Annotated in this window: 16 protein-coding genes and 2 pseudogenes; 3 read left to right on the top strand and 15 right to left on the bottom strand. The window is 71.3% G+C overall.

Going from position 1 to position 18,658, the window contains the following annotated elements; translation table 11 throughout:
* The first annotated feature begins 9 nt into the window (after window positions 1-9).
* Window positions 10-2,417: pseudogene (locus tag AB0N07_RS34605) on the top strand (penicillin acylase family protein).
* Window positions 2,418-2,437: 20 nt separating this feature from the next.
* On the opposite strand, the gene AB0N07_RS34600 reads toward AB0N07_RS34605, so the two are convergent.
* From AB0N07_RS34600 to AB0N07_RS34590, 3 genes are all read right to left on the bottom strand, one after another.
* Window positions 2,438-3,328 (bottom strand): hypothetical protein, encoded by an 891-nt coding sequence (locus AB0N07_RS34600; RefSeq protein WP_365841979.1) that lies wholly within the window; start codon window positions 3,326-3,328, stop codon window positions 2,438-2,440.
* Between the two features lie 91 nt (window positions 3,329-3,419).
* On the bottom strand, window positions 3,420-4,973 hold the full coding sequence (locus AB0N07_RS34595) for an acyl-CoA synthetase (protein WP_365841977.1): 1,554 nt from the start codon (window positions 4,971-4,973) through the stop codon (window positions 3,420-3,422).
* Window positions 4,970-6,079: a nitronate monooxygenase family protein gene (locus AB0N07_RS34590; RefSeq protein ID WP_365841975.1), complete on the bottom strand. Its 1,110-nt coding sequence runs from the start codon at window positions 6,077-6,079 to the stop codon at window positions 4,970-4,972. The genes AB0N07_RS34595 and AB0N07_RS34590 overlap by 4 nt, the downstream gene beginning before the upstream one ends.
* Before the next feature lie 158 nt (window positions 6,080-6,237).
* Here AB0N07_RS34590 and AB0N07_RS34585 point away from each other — a divergent pair, with 158 nt between their 5' ends.
* Together AB0N07_RS34585 and AB0N07_RS34580 are read left to right on the top strand one after the other, a co-directional pair.
* Window positions 6,238-7,992, top strand: coding sequence for a serine hydrolase (locus AB0N07_RS34585; protein WP_365842007.1), 1,755 nt, complete (start codon window positions 6,238-6,240; stop codon window positions 7,990-7,992).
* A 107-nt stretch (window positions 7,993-8,099) separates the two neighbouring features.
* Window positions 8,100-8,561, top strand: coding sequence for a hypothetical protein (locus tag AB0N07_RS34580; RefSeq protein WP_365841973.1), 462 nt, complete (start codon window positions 8,100-8,102; stop codon window positions 8,559-8,561).
* On the opposite strand, the gene AB0N07_RS34575 is transcribed toward AB0N07_RS34580, so the two are convergent.
* From AB0N07_RS34575 to AB0N07_RS34520, 12 genes and pseudogenes are all read right to left on the bottom strand, one after another.
* Window positions 8,562-9,686 carry a hypothetical protein gene (locus AB0N07_RS34575; RefSeq protein WP_365841970.1) on the bottom strand — a complete coding sequence of 375 codons (1,125 nt, stop codon included), beginning with the start codon at window positions 9,684-9,686 and terminating at the stop codon, window positions 8,562-8,564.
* Window positions 9,687-9,900: 214 nt separating this feature from the next.
* Window positions 9,901-10,614 carry a TAXI family TRAP transporter solute-binding subunit gene (locus AB0N07_RS34570; protein WP_365841968.1) on the bottom strand — a complete coding sequence of 238 codons (714 nt, stop codon included), beginning with the start codon at window positions 10,612-10,614 and terminating at the stop codon, window positions 9,901-9,903.
* Window positions 10,615-10,629: 15 nt separating this feature from the next.
* Window positions 10,630-10,935 (bottom strand): hypothetical protein, encoded by a 306-nt coding sequence (locus AB0N07_RS34565; RefSeq protein WP_365841966.1) that lies wholly within the window; start codon window positions 10,933-10,935, stop codon window positions 10,630-10,632.
* Window positions 10,932-12,332 carry a HAMP domain-containing sensor histidine kinase gene (locus AB0N07_RS34560; protein ID WP_365841964.1) on the bottom strand — a complete coding sequence of 467 codons (1,401 nt, stop codon included), beginning with the start codon at window positions 12,330-12,332 and terminating at the stop codon, window positions 10,932-10,934. The genes AB0N07_RS34565 and AB0N07_RS34560 overlap by 4 nt, the downstream gene beginning before the upstream one ends.
* Window positions 12,333-12,350: 18 nt before the next feature.
* Window positions 12,351-13,010: a response regulator transcription factor gene (locus tag AB0N07_RS34555; protein ID WP_365841962.1), complete on the bottom strand. Its 660-nt coding sequence runs from the start codon at window positions 13,008-13,010 to the stop codon at window positions 12,351-12,353.
* A gap of 26 nt (window positions 13,011-13,036) precedes the next feature.
* Window positions 13,037-14,383 carry an MFS transporter gene (locus tag AB0N07_RS34550; protein ID WP_365841960.1) on the bottom strand — a complete coding sequence of 449 codons (1,347 nt, stop codon included), beginning with the start codon at window positions 14,381-14,383 and terminating at the stop codon, window positions 13,037-13,039.
* A 505-nt stretch (window positions 14,384-14,888) separates the two neighbouring features.
* Complete coding sequence (locus AB0N07_RS34545) at window positions 14,889-15,146, bottom strand: anti-sigma factor (protein ID WP_365841958.1); 258 nt, start codon at window positions 15,144-15,146, stop codon at window positions 14,889-14,891.
* An 897-nt stretch (window positions 15,147-16,043) separates the two neighbouring features.
* Complete coding sequence (locus AB0N07_RS34540; protein WP_365841956.1) at window positions 16,044-16,517, bottom strand: pentapeptide repeat-containing protein; 474 nt, start codon at window positions 16,515-16,517, stop codon at window positions 16,044-16,046.
* Window positions 16,518-16,942: 425 nt separating this feature from the next.
* Window positions 16,943-17,087: pseudogene (locus AB0N07_RS34535) on the bottom strand (class E sortase); the annotation flags it as partial.
* Between the two features lie 7 nt (window positions 17,088-17,094).
* Window positions 17,095-17,676, bottom strand: coding sequence for a hypothetical protein (locus AB0N07_RS34530; RefSeq protein WP_365841954.1), 582 nt, complete (start codon window positions 17,674-17,676; stop codon window positions 17,095-17,097).
* A gap of 169 nt (window positions 17,677-17,845) precedes the next feature.
* On the bottom strand, window positions 17,846-18,148 hold the full coding sequence (locus tag AB0N07_RS34525) for a zf-HC2 domain-containing protein (RefSeq protein WP_365841952.1): 303 nt from the start codon (window positions 18,146-18,148) through the stop codon (window positions 17,846-17,848).
* A complete protein-coding gene (locus tag AB0N07_RS34520; RefSeq protein ID WP_365841950.1) occupies window positions 18,145-18,591 on the bottom strand; it encodes a sigma factor in 447 nt (148 codons plus the stop codon). The genes AB0N07_RS34525 and AB0N07_RS34520 overlap by 4 nt, the downstream gene beginning before the upstream one ends.
* Window positions 18,592-18,658 lie beyond the last annotated feature (67 nt).

Raw genomic sequence — 18,658 nt, 5'->3', positions numbered from 1 at the left:
GAGGCACCTTTGCGCACCCGTGTCAGACGACTGGTCGTCGCGGCCGTCGCGTTACTCACCGCCTCGTCCGCGCTGCAGGCCACCGCGGCCGAGCGCCCGAGCCGCCAGGACGATCCCCCAAACGGCGGGCTGTCCGCCGTCATCCGCTACACCGAGTACGGAATCCCGCACATCGTCGCGAAGAACTACGCGGACCTCGGCTTCGGCACCGGCTGGGCCCAGGCCGCCGACCAGGTGTGTCTGCTCGCCGACGGTTTCGTGACCGTGCGCGGCGAACGCTCGCGATTCTTCGGCCCGCACGCGGCGACCGACCGCTCGCTGTCGTCGGCCTCCGACAATCTCTCCAGCGACCTGTACTTCCGCGGCATACGGCAGACCCGGACCGTGGAGAAGCTCCTCGCCGAACCGGCGCCGCGGGGCCCGAGCCGCCCAGTGAAGGACATGATGCGGGGCTTCGCGGCCGGGTACAACGCGTGGCTGGCGCAGAACCGGATCACCGACCCGGCGTGCCAGGGCAAGGCCTGGGTGCGGCCGGTCTCCGCGACGGACGTGGCCGCTCGCTTCTACGCCATCGTGATTCTCGGCGGCCAGGGCGGCTCCGTGGACGAGATCACCGGGGCGCAGCCGCCCACCGGCTCCACGGCACCGGGCAAGCAGGTCGACGCCAAGGCTCTGATCAGGGCGGTGCGGGAGCGGTCCGCGAGCGCGGACATGGGCTCCAACGCGGTCGCCTTCAGCGGCGCCACGACGGCGAACGGCCGCGGTCTGCTGCTGGGCAACCCGCACTACCCGTGGCAGGGCGGGCGCCGCTTCTGGCAGTCGCAGCAGACCATCCCGGGCGAGTTGGACGTCGCGGGCGGCTCACTCCTCGGCTCGCCGATCGTCTCGATCGGCTACAACTCCCGTGTGGCATGGAGCCACACCGTCGCGACCGGCGTCCCGTTCAGCCTGACCCGGCTGACCCTCGACCCCGCAGACCCCACCGTCTACCTGGTGGACGGCAAGCGGGAGCGGATGACGAAGCGGACCGTGACCGTGGCGGTCCAGGACGGCGCGCCGGTGACGCGCACCCAGTGGTGGACGCGCCACGGCCCGGTCGTGGCCGACCCCAACGGTGATCCGCCGCTGCCGTGGACGGCCACGACGGCCTACGCGCTCAACGACCCGAACGCCGTCAACTTCCGCTTCGCCGACACCTCGCTCGGCTTCGCGAAGGCGCACTCCACGGCGGACATCCTGACCTCCCTGGCCCGGCACCAGGGCCTGCCGTGGGTGAACACCATCGCCGCGGACTCCGCCGGGCACTCCCTCTACACCCAGTCGCAGGTGCTGCCCCGGATCACCGACGACCTGGCGGCCCGCTGCTCCACCGACCTCGGCAGACTCACCTACCCTCAGGCGGGTCTGGCGGTCCTCGACGACTCACGTGGCGGCTGCGCGATCGGCAGCGACGCCGACGCCGTGCAGGCAGGCATCTTCGGGCCCGCTCGCATGCCCACGCTCAAGGACGCCCCGTATGCGGAGAACTCCAACGGCAGCGCCTGGCTGGCCAACACCGACCGCCGCTCACCGGCTACCAGCGGATCTTCGGCGACGTCGGGACGCCGCGCTCGCTGCGGACCAGGGGCGCGATCGAGGACGTGGCGGCGATGGCCGAGCGCGGCGGACTGACCGTCCACGACCTGCAGAAGCAGCAGTTCGCCAACCGGGTGCCCGCCGGTGCGCTGGCCGCGGCCGACGCGGCGAAGGCATGTGCCGCGCTGCCCGGTGGCACGGCGACCGCGAGCAACGGAAAGTCGGTCGACGTCACCGAGGCCTGCAAGGTGCTCGCAGCCTGGGACCGGACCATGGACACCGACAGCCGCGGTGCCCTCTTCTTCGACCGCTTCTGGCGGAAGCTGACCGCCGCGGTGCCCGCGGGCCGGCTCTGGAAGGTGCCGTTCTCGGCCGCGGACCCGGTCCGTACGCCGAACACGCTCGACACCGCCGCGCCCGGCTTCGCCACGGCTCTCGCCGACACGGTGGCGGAACTGCGCGGCTCGGGTACACCGCTGGACGCCCGGCTCGGCGACCACCAGTACGTCGTGCGTGGCGGCGAACGCCTCGCGATACCGGGCGGCTCGAACCGGCTCGGCGTGTGGAACGTGATCGAGGCGACGTGGGACGCGGCGAGCGGGGCGTACACGCAGGTGCCGTCCGGTTCGAGCCATCTGCAGGCCGTGGGCTGGGACGGCAGCGGCTGCCCGGTGGCCCGCACCCTGCTGACGTACTCCCAGTCGTCGAACCCGAACTCGCCGCACTACAGCGACCAGACCCGGTTGCTGTCCGGTGAGCAGTGGGTGACCGCCCGCTTCTGCGAGAAGGACATCCTGTCCTCGCCCGCACTGCGGGTCATCCGGATCGGCGAGCACAGCTGACCGCGCGGCCCTGTCCCGCGTCATCCCACGTGGGACAGGGTCCGGCGCACGCCCCCGGAGGACAGCGGCCCGCCCGTGAACGCGTCCAGGAGTATCCGCCCGCCCAGCGGCCGGCCCAGCTTCACCGTCTTCTCCTCGCCCAGCAGTTGGGCAGTGCAGGGGCCGTCCTTGGTCCCGACAACCGACGCGGACAGCACGACGCTGTCGTGTGTCTCCAGGACGTCCACCGCCGGACCGTCGTCGCAGGCTCCGTGCACGATGAGCACGGTGACGGCTCGGCCGTCATCGCCCATCCCCACCAGCCCCTGGATCGGCCACAGTTCGTCGCCGGGAGACTGAGCTGCCGGTGCGATCGGGGACTTGGGCGGCTCGGACGGGCTGAGAGCCACCACCTTCAGCGGAGTGTCATGGCCGTCGAGCGTGAACAGCCAGGCCGGGACGGTCGCGGGGCCGCGGCTGGTGGCCATGGTCGTCTCGCCCAGCCTGGCGCCGGTCACGGTGAGGTGCGGTCCGTCGTCGGAGCCGCGGGCCACACTGTCGTACGCCTCTTGTGCGTCCATCAGCGGCAGGGTGAGCGAACGGCCGTCGTCCCACTGCACCACGCCGCTGCGGTCCGGGGTGTCGGGGAGGGAGGTGCGCAGCACGAAGTTCCGGGTCGTGTACGCGCGTTTGTCCGCCGCGGTGTGGAAGGCGCCGGCGGGCAGCTGGACCGCATCGCCCATGGGGTGGTAGCCCTTGGCCCACACCTCGGCGGCCTGGGAACCGTGCCAGGCGTCGGCGACCGCGCGAGCCCGCGAGCCGCCGTGGCCGACGGCCTGCTCGCTGCCGCAGCCGACGGCGACGGCTCCTCCCACGGTGCACAGGGCGAGTGCGGCCAGCAGTTCGACGGCGCGTGCGGTGTGCCTGCGCAAGGATCCCCCAGGGCTGACGGTGACGGACGCGGTGCCGTTCCTGTGACGCGTCGGCACCGCGTCGCGTTCGATCCGCCAGTCCGTCCCGGGGTCACACGGGACGGGTGCGGCCCTCCCAGTACGGGTCCCGCAGCCGCCGCTTGTACAGCTTCCCGTTGGGGTCGCGGGGCATCTCGGCGATGAAGTCGACGCTCTTGGGCCGCTTGTAGCCGGCGAGTTGCTCGGCGCAGTGGTCGAGGATCGAGGCGGCGAGGGCCGGGCCCGGCTCGTGGCCCGGGGCCGGTTCGACGACGGCCTTGACCTCCTCGCCCCAGTCGTCGTGCGGGATGCCGAAGACGGCCGCGTCGGCGACGGCGGGGTGGGCGAGCAGGGCCGACTCGATCTCGGCCGGATAGATGTTGACCCCGCCCGAGATGATCATGTCGATCTTGCGGTCGCGGAGGAAGAGATAGCCGTCCTCGTCGAGGTAGCCGAGGTCGCCGACGGTGAAGTAGTCGCCGATGCGGTTCTTCTCCGTCTTGGCCTCGTCCTTGTGGTAGGCGAAGCCTCCGGTGTGCATCTTCATGTAGACGGTGCCGAGTTCGCCGGGCGGCAGCCGGTTTCCCTCGTCGTCGAAGACCGCGAGCTCACTGATGGGCCAGGCCTTGCCGACGGTCCCGGGCTTCTTGAGCCAGTCCTCTGCGGTGGCGAAGGCCCCGCCGCCCTCGCTGGCCGCGTAGTACTCCTCCACGCTGTGGCCCCACCAGTCGATCATGGCCCGCTTCACGTGGTCGGGGCAGGGGGCGGCGCCGTGGATGGCGTGCCGCATGGACGAGACGTCGTAGGAGCGACGCACGTCCTCCGGGAGCGCGAGCAGGCGGTGGAACTGGGTCGGGACCATGTGGGTGTGCGTGCATTTCTCGCGGTCGATCAGCCGGAGCATCTCCTCGGGCGTCCACTTGTCCATGAGCACGAGGCGGTGGCCTATGTGCAGGGACGCGCCCGCGAACTGGAGTACGGCCGTGTGGTAGAGCGGGGAGCAGACGAGGTGGACGTTGCCGTCGTACGGTTTGATGCCGAAGATGCCGAGGAAGCCGCCGAGATAGGCCTCCTCGGGGGTCTTGCCGGGCAACGGCCGGCGGATGCCACGGGGGCGGCCGGTGGTGCCCGACGTGTAGTTCATGACCCACCCCAGCTCGCGGTCCGAGGGCGCCGACTCCGGTTGTCCGTCGAGGAGTTCGGCGTACGGGCGGAAACCCTCGACCGCACCGACGGCGTACCGGTGGGTGCCCGGCAGACCGGCCTCGTCGGCCGCGTGGCGGGCGGGCCCCGCGAACCGTTCGTGGGAGATGAGCACCTTGGCTCCGGAGTCGGCGACGATCCAGCCGATCTCGGGGCCGACGAAGTGGTGGTTGACCGGGACGAGATAGAAGCCGGCCTGGCTGGCGGCCAGATACGCGGTGAAGAACTCGACGCCGTTGGGCAGGACGACCGCGAAGGCGTCCCCGCGTTCCAGCCCGGCGGCGCGCAGTCCGTGCACCAGGCGGTTGGCGGCGGAGTGGAGGCGTCCGGCGGTCCACTGCTCGCCGTCGGGTGCGACGAGGACCGTGCGGTCGGGATCGGCGGCGGCCTGGGCCCAGAATCCGGCGGGGGGCGTACTCGTCACTTGCCGATCCTTCCGGTGATGCGGTTGATGCGGTCGACGGTCTGCTCGAAGCCGCGCGTGAGGTCGTCGAAGACGGCCTGGACGGAGCGTTCGCTCTTCATGCGGCCGACGATCTGGCCGACCGGGGTGCCGAGCAGGGGTTCGACCTCGTACTTCTGGATGCGGGTGAGGGCCTCGGCGACCAACAGGCCCTGCAGGGGCATGGGGAGGGTGCCGGGTCCCGCCGGGTCGTCCCACGCGTCGGTCCATTCGGTACGGAGCTGGCGTGCGGGTTTCCCGGTCAGCGCGCGGGAGCGGACGGTGTCGCCGGAGCCGGCGGCGAGCAGTTTCCGCGTCACCGCGGGCGAGGACATGTCGGCCTCGGTGCAGGTCAGCCAGAGGGAGCCCAGCCAGACGCCCTGGGCACCCAGGGCCAGCGCGGCGGCCACCTGCTGCCCGCTGCCGATGCCTCCGGCTGCGAGGACGGGTAGTGGATCGACGGCCTCGACGACCTCCGGGGTGAGCACCATGGAGGCGATCTCGCCGGTGTGGCCACCCGCCTCGTAGCCCTGTGCGACCACGATGTCGATGTCGGCCTCCTGGTGCTTGACGGCGTGCCGGGCACTGCCCGCGAGGGCCGCGACGAGCACGTTGTGCTCGTGGGCGCGGGCGACCACGTCGGCGGGTGGGGAGCCGAGGGCGTTGGCGAGCAGCCGGATCGGGTAGTCGAAGGCGACGTCGAGCTGGCCCCGGGCGACCTGCTCCATCCACCCGGTGATGCGCCAGCCGGAGGCCTCGCCGTCGGCCAGCTCCGGGACGCCGTACTTGGCGAGGGTGTCCTTCACATACTGCCGGTGTCCCTCGGGGATCATCGCCTCGACGTCGGCCTCCGTCACGCCCTCCACCTTCTTCGCGGGCATGACGACATCGAGGCCGTACGGCCTGCCGTCGACGTGGGCCTCGACCCAGTCGAGATCGCGCTTGAGCTCGTCGGGGGCGGTGTAGCGGACCGCGCCGAGCACTCCGAACCCGCCGGCCCGGCTGATGGCCGCGGCGACGGCGGGGAACGGCGTGAAGCCGAAAATGGCGTGCTCGACTCCCAGTTTCTTGCTCAGCTCCGTCTGCATGGGCGCAGAATGCCGCAGTCCTCCGGCCGACGGAAGAGCTTTTCTGATACACCGTCAGATTTATTGGGCGGCAGGCCTTGTTGACATGCTTCACCACCGACACGAGTGTTTCCCGGGTGACCGACGACGCAGCGGAAAGAGACGCGAGCGACCGCCGGATGCCGACGCGTCGCCAGATCGGACGAGCCGCACTGGCCCTGGGCGGCGCCCTGGCCATCGCCCCCTTCCCCGCGGGACCGGCCACGGCGGCCACGACCTCCAGGCACCACCCCGCACTGCGCCACGGCAGCCCGGAGCAGGCCGGCCTGCTCCCCTCCCACCTGCGTCAACTGGTCGTGGACGCCGAGTCGTTCCTCGGCCCCTCCCCCAAGCACCCCTGGTACGCGGGCGCCGTGCTGCTCGCCGGGCGGGGCGGCACCGTGGCGCTGCACCGGCCCATCGGCATGGCGGTGCGCTATGCGGCGTACGACGAGAAGACCGACACCGGCGTCGAGTTCCCGCCCGACCGGCAGATCCCCATGGCCGAGGACACCGTCTTCGACCTGGCCTCGGTGTCCAAGCTGTTCACCTCGCTCCTGGCGGTGCAGCAGCTGGAACGGGGTGCACTGGAGCTGGCGGGGACGGTCGCCTCGTACCTCCCGGAGTTCGGCGCGGCGGGCAAGCAGGACATCACCATCCGGCAGCTCCTCACCCACACTTCCGGGTTCCGTGACTGGATCCCGCTGTACAAGGCGCCGACGCACGAGGCGAGACTTCGACTCGTCTTCAATGAAGCCCCGGTCAATCCTCCCGGCACCAGGTACCTCTACTCCGATCTGAATCTGATCTCGCTCCAGTTGGTGTTGGAGAGGATCACCGGCCGCACGCTCGACACCCTCCTCCACGACGAGATCACAGAGCCGCTCGGTCTCGACCGCACCCGCTACAACCCGCCCGCCTCCTGGAAGCCGAAGATCGCCGCCACGGAGGACGAGCGCGGACCCTGGTCCGGTCTTGAGCGGGGGCTCGTGTGGGGCGAGGTGCACGACGAGAACGCCTACAGCCTCGGCGGGGTCGCCGGACACGCCGGGGTGTTCTCCTGCGCCTGGGACCTGGCCGTGCTCGGCCGGACACTGCTCAACGGTGGCCGCTACGGCCGGGCGCGCATCCTGCGGCCGGAGTCCGTGGAGCTGATGTTCACCGACTTCAACACCGCCTTTCCCGGTCACGAGCACGGCCTGGGCTTCGAGCTCTACCAGCACTGGTACATGGGCGCCATGGCCACCCCGCGCACCGCCGGGCACACCGGTTTCACCGGCACCTCCCTGGTGCTCGACCCGACCACCGACTCCTTCCTTGTCGTGCTCGGCAACTCGGTGCACCCGGTGCGCAGTTGGCGCTCGGGATCCGCTCCCCGGGTCGCCGCCGGCAACAACCTGGCACGCGCCGTACCGGTACGTCCGGCGCACGGACGCACGGCGTGGTTCGCGGGCATGGCGAACGCCACGACCGCCACGCTCACACTGCCCCGACTCGACACGACGGACGGCAGGGTCCGACTGACCTCCGCCCTGTGGTGGGACACCGAACCCGCATCGGACGTCCTCGTCCTGGAGGCCACGACGGACGGCGGCACGAGCTGGCAGCCGCTCCCCTTCACCACCGGGCGCCACGGCGAGGAACCGCAGGGGCACCCTTCGGGATCGGTCACCGGCTGGTCGGGCCGCGTCTGGCACCGGATGGCGGCCGATCTGCCGGCGCACACGCAGCTGACCCTGCGCTGGCGGTACACGACCGACAAGCTCTACGTCGGCCGCGGTGTGTACGTCGACGGGATCCGCGTCGGGACGCCGGACACCGTGCTGTTCGACGAGGCGCGCCCGGCGGACTCGGCGCGGATCGTCGCGGCGGGATGGGTTCAGTCGGCCGACTGACGGCGTTCCCCTGCACAACGCGCGTCGCGACGGCGTGCTCACCGGGAATCCCGGACTGTCCCGCTACCGTGAGCGTTGATGAGCGCACGGAACGTGGGAGGCGTCGGATGGCCAGAAGGGCGGCGACCGCGCTCGCGGTGGGCGTGGCAGTGATGTGCGTGACCGGCCTGGCGGTCGCGCCCTCGGACTCCGACCTGGAGGTGGCCCGGCTCGACCCGGCCGCCGCGCCGCCCGGCGGCCGTACCGTGGTGCACGCCTTCGTGGCCAACAGGGGGCCGGAGCAGACCACCTCGCCGTTCACCGTGGTCGTGAGGCTGCCGGCGGGCTTCACCGCTCAGGGGCCGTACTTCCCCGAGGACTGCCGCGCCGAGGCCCGCGGACGCCTGCTGCGCTGCACCTTCGGCGCCGGTCTGGCACGGCTGCGGACGGCCACAGCCCTGGTTCCGGTCCGGGTGGACGCGGATGTGCCCCCCGGCACCAGGGCCGAGGGGCACGTCCAGGTGGCGAGCGTCGACGACCGCGATCCGCGCAACGACCGCACACCGTTCACTCTGTCCGTCGACTGCTGATCAGCGGTACACCTTCACGTAGTCCGCCTGCATGGTCAGCGGCGTCGAACCCGAGGGCGCGGGATGGTACTCGCCGGCGCTGACCGACAGGTTGAGGATCAGGTACGCGGAGAAGTTGCTGCCCACGCCGTGGCCGTCCGAATAGACCTTCTTGCCGTTGACGTACCAGTCCACCGAGCCGGCGCCGTAGTGGGTGCCGATGGTGACCCACTGGCCGGGCGCGACCGCTGCGGAGTCGGTGTAGTACTTGGAGCCGGAGGTGACGTGGTTGGTCAGCTCCAGCAGGTTCGGGTTGTCCGGGTGGTACTCGAAGGAGTCGATCTCGCCGTTGCCGTCCTTCCAGGTCCACAGGGCCGGCCAGGCGCCGGAGCCGGAGGGCATTTTGACCCGGGTCTCCGCGTAGTCACCGGTCTTCACCTGGAAGCCGCCGCTGGAGCCCTCGGTGGTGAGCAGGCCCGTGTTCCAGGCCTGCTTGCCGTTCTCCAGGGTGTGCGAGGAGGGCTGGGCGGTGAAGGTCGCGATGCCGCCCGAGGTGGTGACCTTGCTCTGGTCCAGCCAGTCGAGCTTGTTGTCGTCCGGGTTGTGGTCGCCGTACGCGTAGGACGTGCTCTTGTCGCCGACCCACTTCGAGCCCCAGGCGATGCCGCCCGAGAAGTCGTCGGACCAGATCACGGACTGACCGGAGACCGGCGAGCCACCGCTGCTCGACGTCGCGGACGTGGCCTTGTTGACGGTCAGCTTGTGCGAGGGCAGGTCGTGCCAGGCCCCGCCGGACTCCTGCCAGAAGCCGAAGATCGTGTACGTGCCTGCGGGAAGGGTGCGCGAGCCGCTGGTGAACTTCACACCGCTCGGGCATATTCGGACATTCGAGGCGTTCCCTGGGAAGTCCAGGTTGTTTCCGGCCGCATCCCGGACGCCGACACCGAGGGTCTTGGCCGTGAAGCAGCCGGAGGAGTGCACGGTCAGCTCGGCCGACGCGGCGACGCCCGCGGTCATGGTGGACGGCGTCAGACTGTCCTGGGTGACGGAGGAGGCCGCGAAGGCCTGGGGGGCGACCGGCAGGAGCAACAGCGCCGCTGCTGCTCCGGCTATGCCCAGACGGGCAGGAGAGTTGGTTTGGCGCATGGTGGGGGCTTCCTCGACGGCGCCTGCGAGGTGAGCTGTCCTGGACGGACGGCTGTTGTGTTTCGCAGGACTCGGCGTTCCGGCGGCGACGGCCACCCGGGACGGACCTCCGGAGCCTAGGCAGATCCGCTGTCCACGGACAACGAGATCTCACTCACACGCTCATGATCGACAGCCCGTCGGGGCCGACGCGGTCGCTGCCGGTCAGGAGGTGCTAACCGTGCAGTTCCCGATAGGCGGCGACGGCCCCGGGGTGCAGGGGAATCCCGCCGGTGGAGATCAGGCTGCGGACGTCGAGGAACTGGGTGCCGAGCGCCGTGGTGGGGACGAGGCGCGTGGCGCGCTGGACCAGTACGCCGGTGAGGGCGGCGGCGACGGGCTCGGGCAGGTCGGGGCGGCACAGAAGCAGATTGGCCACGCCGATGGTGGCGACTTCGGGCGTTCCCCGATACGCCCCCGTCGGCACTGTCACCGCTTCCAGCCCCGAGCCGGCCCGTACCGGGCCGGTGCGCAGTCGGGGCAGCAGGTCGGCCAGCGGCAGCAGCCGGATACCGGGGAGTGTGCCGAGGCGGGTCAGCACGGGCAGTGGTACGCCGCCTGCGACCAGCAGGGCGTCGACGACGCCGGCCCGCATCGCGCGCGCCGCCTGCGGCATCAGCAGGTGGCGGACCTGTACGTCAGTGCCCGGCACGAGGCCCGCCGCGCGCAGCAGGCGGTCGCCGAGCACGGCACCGCCCGATGCGGGCGCGCCCAGGGAGACGGTGCGCCCCGCCAGCTCGGCGACGCTGCGGACGCTCGCGTCGGCGCGCACGGCCAGCTGGACGTAGTTCTCGTAGACCCGGCCGATCGCGCGCAGCGGGACACGGCGGCCGAACGGAGCGGAGCCGCCGTACGCGGCCCACGCGATGTCGGCCAGGGCCGGCGCCACTTCGGCGCGGCGCGCCTAGAGCAGCCGCACGTTGGCGACACTGCCCTGGCTCTGGATCACCTCGCAGGACAGCCGGGGAAAGACCGCCGTGACCTGCTCACCGAGCAGTCGGCCGAAGGCCGCGTAGAACCCGTCCGCCTCGCCGGTCGCGATCCGCAGAACGCCTTCCGCGCCGCGGTCGGCGTGCCGTGCGTCGGCCGCCGCGGCGCCTGCCAGGAGTCCGGTGCATGCCGTGCCGAGCGCGGCCCGCAGAGCGGTGCGGCGAGCGGAGCGGCCATATGCCTGCGCGCCGGGTGTGCCGTTTGCTCGCTCTCCGCTCATGTCGTGGCCCCCTTCTGCTCCTTGGGGACCACGACCCGGACCAGCAGGCCGTGCGGCTCGGCCGCCGAGCACTCGACGTGTCCGCCGCGGCCGCTCACCAGTTGCCCGGCGATCGCCAGGCCGAGGCCGCTGCCGCGTACGTCGCGGTGCCGCTCCGAGCGCCAGAAGCGGGTGCCCGCCAGGGCGAATTCCGCGTCGGTGAGGCCCGGCCCGTCGTCCCGCACCTCGAACACCGCGTACGCGCCCCGGGTGAAACAGCGCGTCTCGACGCGGGCGCCGTCGCCGGCGTACTTGATCGCGTTGTCGAGGAGGATGTCGGCCACCTGGGCCAGTTCGCCCTCCGTGCAGGCCATGAGGACGGACGGCCCGGGGGTGAACTCCAGGCGGACTCCGACCTGTTCGGCCACCGGCTGCCACAGCCCGGCCTGCGCCGCAGCGACCACCGTCGCGTCGCAGCTCGCTCCCCGCACGTCCGTGACGGACAGTTCGCCGGCGCGGTGTTCGGCGTTCGCGAGCGCCAGCAGGTCGTCGAGGAGGTGCTCCATGCGTTCGAGTTCGGCCGTGACTCCACTGTAGGTGCGGGTGGCGGAGGCGGGCAGGCGGGACTGGAGCGAGTCGATGCGCAGGCGTAGTGCGGCGAGCGGATTCCGTAGCTGGTGCGAGGTGTCGGCCACCAGACGGCGCTGCTGTTCCAGTGCCGTGGTCACGGCGTCGGCCATGCGGTTGAAGCCGGTGGCCAGTTGGCGCAGTTCCGGTGGCCCACCGGTCCGTGCATGCTCGGCAGGGAGGCCTGCCGCCAGCACGCCTACCGTGCGGTCGAGGCGGTGCAGGGGGCGTACGACCCACCGCGTGGCAGCGCGGGCGAGCAGCACACAGGCCGCGGCGAACAGACCCGCGCCCGCGAGGACCAGCGCCCAGCGCAGTGCGATGTCGTCGGCGGCGGCCCGGACCGAGGCGCGCAGGACGACGGCCCCGGACACCCGGGTGCCGGTGCCCACCGGGCGAGCCAGCAGGTCCGGGCCGCGGGACCAGGGGCGCAGCGTGCGCCCCGGCGAGACGCGCTGGTTGCGCAGCGCCGCGTCGACCAGGTGGGCCACTTCGGGGTCGGCCGCGCGCATACCGCCGGTCTGCACCACCGGGGCGCGGCGGGCGTCGACGACCACCACCGCCTCGCCGTACAGCTCGGTGTAGCGGGTCACCTCGGCGGTCAGCGTGCCGGTGTCGCCGGCCTCGGCGGCCTGTTCGGCCAGCGAGGCGAAGCGGTCGAGATCGGCGGTGCGCGCCGCGACGAGCTGCTGGGTGCGCTGGGACGCCGTCGCGGCCAGCAGCGGCAGGGCAAAGCCGGCCACCGCGAGCACGGCGAAGGCCAGGACGACGGTCAGCACCCGGGTACGCATGGCAGGGTCCCGGCCGGCTCAGCCGCCGAACCGGTAGCCGAAACCCCGGATGGTGGTGAGCACCTCGGGACGGCCGAGTTTGCCCCGCAGCTGGGTGAGGTGGACGTCGAGGGAGCGGGACACGGCGAGGTAGGCGTCACCCCACACCTCGTCCAGCAGCTGCTGACGGCTGACCGCGGTACCGGGCCGGGCCGCCAGCGCGGCGAGGACCGCGAACTCCTTCGTGGTCAGCCGCACCTCGGCGCCGCCGACCGTCACCCGGCGCGCGTCGAGGTCGACCTCGACGTCGGCGGCGCGGACCGTGCGCGGCGCCGGAACGGCCGGTGTCGCAGCGCGACGGGTGACGGCCTCGATACGGGCCAGCAGCTCGGCGAGCCGTACCGGCTTGACCAGGTAGTCGTCGGCGCCCAGCCGCAGGCCGCGCACCACCGACCGCTCGTCGCCGCGCGCGGTGAGGACCACGACCGGGAGGCCGCTCACGGTGCGCAGCCTGCGCAGCACCTCCAGGCCGTCGAGATCGGGCAGGCCGAGGTCGAGCAGCAGCAGGTCGGCCTGGCGGTGGCGGACGAGGACCTCCTCTCCGCGCCGCACCCGGGCGGGCAGGTGACCGTGCTCGTACAGGACCTCGGTCAGCGCACCGGCCACACCGTCGTCGTCCTCGGCCAGCAGCACGCGCACGGTCACCTCCGTTCGTCCCGTCGGCCCTACGACCGGGAGACATCCTCGTCCAGCGGCGATCCGTCCGACGTCTCGCGCATCCGAATGTAGACGAGCAGCGAGATCAGGACGCAGGCGGTGACGTAGTAGAAGTACCAGCTCTCGTGCCCGGCGTTCTTGAACCAGAGGGCGACGTACTCGGCGCTCCCGCCGAACACGGCCACCGTCAGCGCGTAGGGCAGTCCGACACCGAGCGCCCGGATCGAGGTCGGGAACAGCTCGGCCTTCACCACCGCGCTGATCGAGGTGTACAGCGAACTGACGGCCAGCGGAACCACCATGAGCAGGAACGCGTACACGGGATCGCTGGTATGGGAGAGGAGGGTGAGCGAGGGCACCACCACGGCGGCGCCCAGCACCCCGAAGGCGATCAGCATCGGACGGCGTCCCACCCGGTCGGACAGCAGACCCACGACCGGCTGCAGCACGACGAACACGAGCAGCGCGAAGAAGTTGATCCAGGCCGCCGTCGGCTTGGCGATGCCACTGGTGTTCACCATGAACTTCTGCAGGTACGTGGTGTACGTGTAGAAGAACAGCGTGCCGCCCATGGTCAGCCCGACGACGACCAGGCACTGCCGCGGGTAGGACAGCAGCAGCCGCACGGTGCCCCGCGCCGGACCGCCGTTCTCCTTCTCCTCGCCCCCGGCAGCGGCGCGCTCGAAGCTCTCCGACTCGTCCATGCCGCGCCGCAGCCAGAGCACGACGACTGCTCCCGCGGCGCCGACGACGAACGCGACCCGCCAGCCCCAGGCCTCCAGCTGCGCGGTGCTGAGCACCTGCTGCAGGACGATCTGCAGGCCGAGGGCCGTCAGCTGGCCGGCGATGAGGGTGACGTACTGGAAGCTGGAGTAGTAGCCGCGGCGGCCGGGCGAGGCCACCTCGGACATGTAGGTGGCCGAGGTCGAGTACTCACCGCCGACCGAGAGGCCCTGCAGCAGCCGCGCGGTCACCAGCAACACCGGCGCGACGGCCCCGATCGAGCCGTACGACGGCGTCAGTGCGACGATCAGCGAACCGGCGGCCATGAGGGTCACCGACAGGGTCAGGGCCGCGCGCCGGCCGCGGCGGTCGGCGTAGCGGCCGAGCACCCAGCCGCCGATCGGCCGCATCAGGAATCCGACGGCGAACACCGCGGCGGTGTTCAGCAGCTGGGCGGTCTGGTCGCCCGCGGGAAAGAAGACGGCGGCGAAGTAGACGCTGAACGCGGTGTACGCATACCAGTCGTACCACTCGATCAGGTTGCCGATCGATCCGCGCAGGATGTTGCTGACGACCCTGCGTTCGTCACGGCGCGTCTTTCGCGCGCGCTCGGACATGCTCTGTGTGGCCATCGGAACTCCCTTGTCTGCGGCCCGGGAGCTCACAGAGTCGACGGCAACACAGGGCCGCTCAAGATCGGGGGCCAACTCCTAACAGTCCCTTAGGACTGAGGCGGCGGCCTGCGCCCACAGTGCGTCGGCAACGGCTACGCACCCTCGCCTGTGCCCACCCGCTTGCGCCGTGGCCGCCCCGCTCCCGCCCGCCGGATCGGCGCCTTTCGCGAACGCGTCACCGGCGGCCACAGCTGATCGCCGGTCCACATCCCACGAGGCAGGAGAAAACGCCCGTGCTCCGCTTAGCACGCCTGCACGCCACCGAGATCCTCGACTCCCGTGGTGAGGTCCTGACAACCGTGCTGTGTCACGTCCCTGACCATGGGGTCACGCGGCTCCATGACCACGCACGATGTGAAAGAAAGGCCTGCTCAGGTGCTCCACCCTTGCCCACGGCGTGTGCTGCGGCGACAGTCGCGACGAGGCGCGGCGGGTACGACGGGGACCACTGGTCCCGCGGCTGTCAGCGTCGGCCGTCACTCGCCGGGTGGCGATCGCGCCCGCCCGCCGGGCCGGTCTGCAGCAAAGCCTCACCGAACGCGCGTAGCCCTGCCACCGCCCAGTCGTCGGGCCGCTGCTGTCGGACCAGTGACTTCTTGATCTCGCGGTACAGGTCGGCCTCCAGGCCACAGGCACGACAGTCGGCAAGGTGTTCGACCACTCTCCGGGCGGTGGCGTCGTCCACCTCTCCGTCGAGATGCGCCTGCAGGACACGTATCACCGCTGCGCAGCCCGTCTTCTGCTGCGCAGCGTTCCTTCGTCTCGGCCAGAGCCTCATCGTCCACCTCGCCTCGGGTCTAGGAGGCTTCCATCCCGTACGCCTGGGCTGTCGGGGCACCAGGCCCGCCAATCGACAGGTGACGTCGTCACTCGGTAGCCGTCTTTCCGCACTAGGGGACCCGTCGGCGGCGCCTCCGCATTCCCTTTGGCCCGCTTCCGAACGGCAGGGGCGCTCCCACGGGATGGACCGGCTGGCTCCTGCGCACAGGGGAGATCTGGCGGCTGCGGCCCCTGCTTGTACCGCCGGGCCGCCCGGTTCGGTGATCCGCAGGCCTCCGGAGTCGTGCCCGCGGTGGTCGCCGTCCAGTTGACGCACCTCGCTGCATTCGGCCACGACAGTGTGCGCGACGCCGAAGCACCCGGGCACACCGCACCGGCTCCCTGCGACCTCGGGCACACGTCGGTCGCGCTGCTCACGGGCGACCTCCTGTTCGCCCGTGCCTCGCAGATCCTGGCCGGCCTTGGTCCCGACGCCGTACGCGCGCAGACTGAGGCGACGTCCTCGCCCGCCATGGTGAGCGGCGCGGCACGACCCTCAGGCTCACGGACGAGGCACTCGCAGCCAGTACCGGCGGCCCCTCCCCCACTGTGTGGAAACGGGTGGTCCGGTGCCGACCCTGCCGACACGTCCAGCACCGGAACGGGCCCTCCGGGACGCTCTGCGCCTGACCCGTCGAGCACAGGCGATTCTCAGTGGTCTTCCGGACTGCACGGCGAGAAGCGCGCCGGCCCGGCTGTGTCGCACGGCGGCCGCCCGGGCCACGCGGTGACCTACGACGACAAGCGGCGGAGACCTTCGGGCCATCGGCTCGACGGACGCTTGCCGGACCCCGTCCGATCAGGAAGCCGGGGTGAGATGCTCCGTGCACGAGTGGGTCCCGACGGACTTGGTGCCGTCGGGGCACACGACGTCCTCCCAGCTCGTGCGCGACAGACCGGCCCCGTCCAGCCTCGCCCCGCGCAGCGTGGAGCCGGACAGTGTGGCACCCGTCAGATCCGCGTCCCGCAGGTCCGCGTGGCTGAGGTCGACGTCGGTGAGGGAGACGAACCGTAGTCTCGCGCCCTTGAGCCGGGCTCCTGCGAAGCTGACGTTGGTGAGCAGGCTCTTGTCGAGCACGGCCGTGCCGAGATCCGCGCCGCGCAGGTCGACGTCTTCGAGCGTGCTGGAGGTGAGCCCGGCGCGGCGGAGATCCGCGTCCCGGAGATCCACGTTTTCCAAGGACACCTCCGCCAGCCGCGCTCCGAAGAGATTGCCCCGGCTCAGGTTGGCCTCGGAGACCGATCCTGTCACTGCCGAGCGCTCCAGGTTCACGCACCGGAGAGTCTTCTGCCACAGCTCCACTCCCGCGACATCACGCCCGGAGATGTCCTTGCCCCTCCCATCGGGACAGGTCCGGCCGTGTGCTTCCTGCTCGCAGCCGGCCGTGAGGACAGCGGTGGCGGACAGGACGAGCACAGCAGCGCACAACCGAACACGAGACCCCGACATCACCGCGAACCACCCCTGACGTATCCATCGCGGTGCACACGAGTGCCCGCAAGCGAACGACGATCGGCCTTGTCCATGATCCGGTCCGTCGCAACGGTGGCCTCGTGCACACGCGGGAGAGCATGGCCGAATACCTCGTGCATGCCCCGACCTGCCGATGACGGGGCGATCGAGCGCAGATGCAGGGCGCCGGCGACGGTTTCGCGCTGGAGGCGCCGGGCTTCATGGGCGTCGGCCATGGCAATCGGGGTCTTCGGCAGCGTGTTGAAGACGTACCAGGTGTCCTTGGTCTCGAAGTGCGATCGGATCGCCGTCGTCGAGCTTGTGGATGTTGTGCCACCTCGCGCCGTGTCCGTCGCAGTGCGCGGCTCGTGTGATGCGCCAGAAATCCCCGCCTTGTTCAGCCGGTCTTCCGGCCACGCCAGGGGTTGGCTCGCTCCCATTCCTGCGTCCACTGCCGCATGCGGCGGCAGTCCAGGGCGACGCGTACGGCAACAGTGCCGACCAGCACGGCGCCGGCTGCGCCCGCCGCCGCCAGCACACCCGTCGAGGCGGCCTGGGCCGCCACGGCCGAGGGCGCAAGCGGCGCCGATGTCTGACGGCCCCGCCCGTCCGTCCACACCCTGACCCGGGTCCCCGCCGCAGCACTGGACGGCATCAGAGCCCTGTCGCTGTGCACCGCCCCGTCCGGTGCTCTCCAGCGCACAGTCGCCCACATCCATGTGCCGTGCGCCCCGCTGCTCCTGACCGTCACGGAATCGGAGACCACGGCCTCAACGGCATGACGCCCGGCATTCTCCCGGACGAGTGCCTGCCAGGTCGCACCACCTGTCGCCAGCCCGGCCGCCGGGCCGCCCAGCACGGCGAGCGTCCAGGCAAGAAGCAGGACCCAGGCCTCGGCGATGTCGCTGCCGCGCCGGAGCGGATTGCGCCTCCACCGCCACATCCTCGGCCGCATCGCCGTGCGGTGTGTCTTCGCCATCGGACGACACCCCCTGCGAGCGCCGGTCATGTCCCGGCGCTCCAGGAAAGCTTCGGAGCCACCCTGCTCGTCGGCAGCCGCCACGTACGCACCACCGACCGCTGCGCTGCTCGTTCACGCGCTATGAGGAAACCCGACGGCTCCCTGCGTGCATTCCACCGCAGGCACATCAGGGTCCCGGCGGCCGCTCCTGTCCTTCTCCGCATCCGTGCCACGAAAGTCCCTCGGCGAACCCCCGCAGCCGCTCGACTGCGTCAGCGTCAGGTTCCGACCCGCGGGTGAGCGCGTTCTTGATCTCCTGATAGGCCTCGGCATTCAGGCCGCAGCGGCGGCAGTCCTCGAGGTGCGCCGCCACCCGGCGGGCGGTGACCTCGTCGGTCGCGCCGTCCAGGTACGCCTGCAGGACCCGGGTCACCCGCATGCAGCTCATCCGGCGCTCGGCCGCGTCCCGTCGCCACGACAATGCGCTCATCGGACACCTCGCCCCGGCATCGGCCTGGCCGCCGCCGGTCGGACCCAGATCCGGTTGCGCTCCGGGTGCAGTCCGCCTGTCGCGGTTCCCTCCGGCACTCCGAGCAGCCCGGCCGCCTCCGTATACGACAGGCTGTCTATGTCGACCAGCAGGCCTGGGCCGGTGGCGCCGGAACCGCCGAGGCGAGAGGATGCGCCGACTCGGCGCCGGTCGACCCCGGCCTCGCTCATGAGCGTCAGCAGCCAGTCACGCGGCTGCTTTCCGTCACACCGGTCGATCGCCCGGTAGGCACGCAGCAATGTGTCCCGAACAAGGTCCTCGGCGTCCGCGGGCCGCGCCGTGAGGGTCCTCGCCACCCTCAGCAGCATCTCCACCTCGGGCAGCCCCAACTCCGCGAAGGTCGTCTCCCGCACCACTTCGGCACACGGCAGTCGCTCTTCCACGACCACGAAACCCTGCGGCCGCGACTCCGTATTCCGCTCTTCCGGGGCTGCCTCTGGGTCGCCCTCT

Origin of the sequence: Streptomyces sp. NPDC051172 (assembly GCF_040682555.1) — a bacterium.
Classification (GTDB): Bacteria; Actinomycetota; Actinomycetes; order Streptomycetales; family Streptomycetaceae; genus Streptomyces.
This window is presented reverse-complemented; position numbering and strand designations above follow the sequence as displayed.

Excerpts from the sequence above, each read along its gene's own strand:
- AB0N07_RS34590 (WP_365841975.1), bottom strand. The coding sequence starts at position 6,079 with ATGCAGACGGAGCTGAGCAAGAAACTGGGAGTCGAGCACGCCATTTTC.
- AB0N07_RS34585 (WP_365842007.1), top strand. The coding sequence starts at position 6,238 with ATGCCGACGCGTCGCCAGATCGGACGAGCCGCACTGGCCCTGGGCGGC.
- AB0N07_RS34580 (WP_365841973.1), top strand. The coding sequence starts at position 8,100 with ATGGCCAGAAGGGCGGCGACCGCGCTCGCGGTGGGCGTGGCAGTGATG.
- AB0N07_RS34575 (WP_365841970.1), bottom strand. The coding sequence starts at position 9,686 with ATGCGCCAAACCAACTCTCCTGCCCGTCTGGGCATAGCCGGAGCAGCA.
- AB0N07_RS34565 (WP_365841966.1), bottom strand. The coding sequence starts at position 10,935 with ATGAGCGGAGAGCGAGCAAACGGCACACCCGGCGCGCAGGCATATGGC.
- AB0N07_RS34560 (WP_365841964.1), bottom strand. The coding sequence starts at position 12,332 with ATGCGTACCCGGGTGCTGACCGTCGTCCTGGCCTTCGCCGTGCTCGCG.
- AB0N07_RS34550 (WP_365841960.1), bottom strand. The coding sequence starts at position 14,383 with ATGGCCACACAGAGCATGTCCGAGCGCGCGCGAAAGACGCGCCGTGAC.
- AB0N07_RS34530 (WP_365841954.1), bottom strand. The coding sequence starts at position 17,676 with ATGGCGAAGACACACCGCACGGCGATGCGGCCGAGGATGTGGCGGTGG.
- AB0N07_RS34525 (WP_365841952.1), bottom strand. The coding sequence starts at position 18,148 with ATGAGCGCATTGTCGTGGCGACGGGACGCGGCCGAGCGCCGGATGAGC.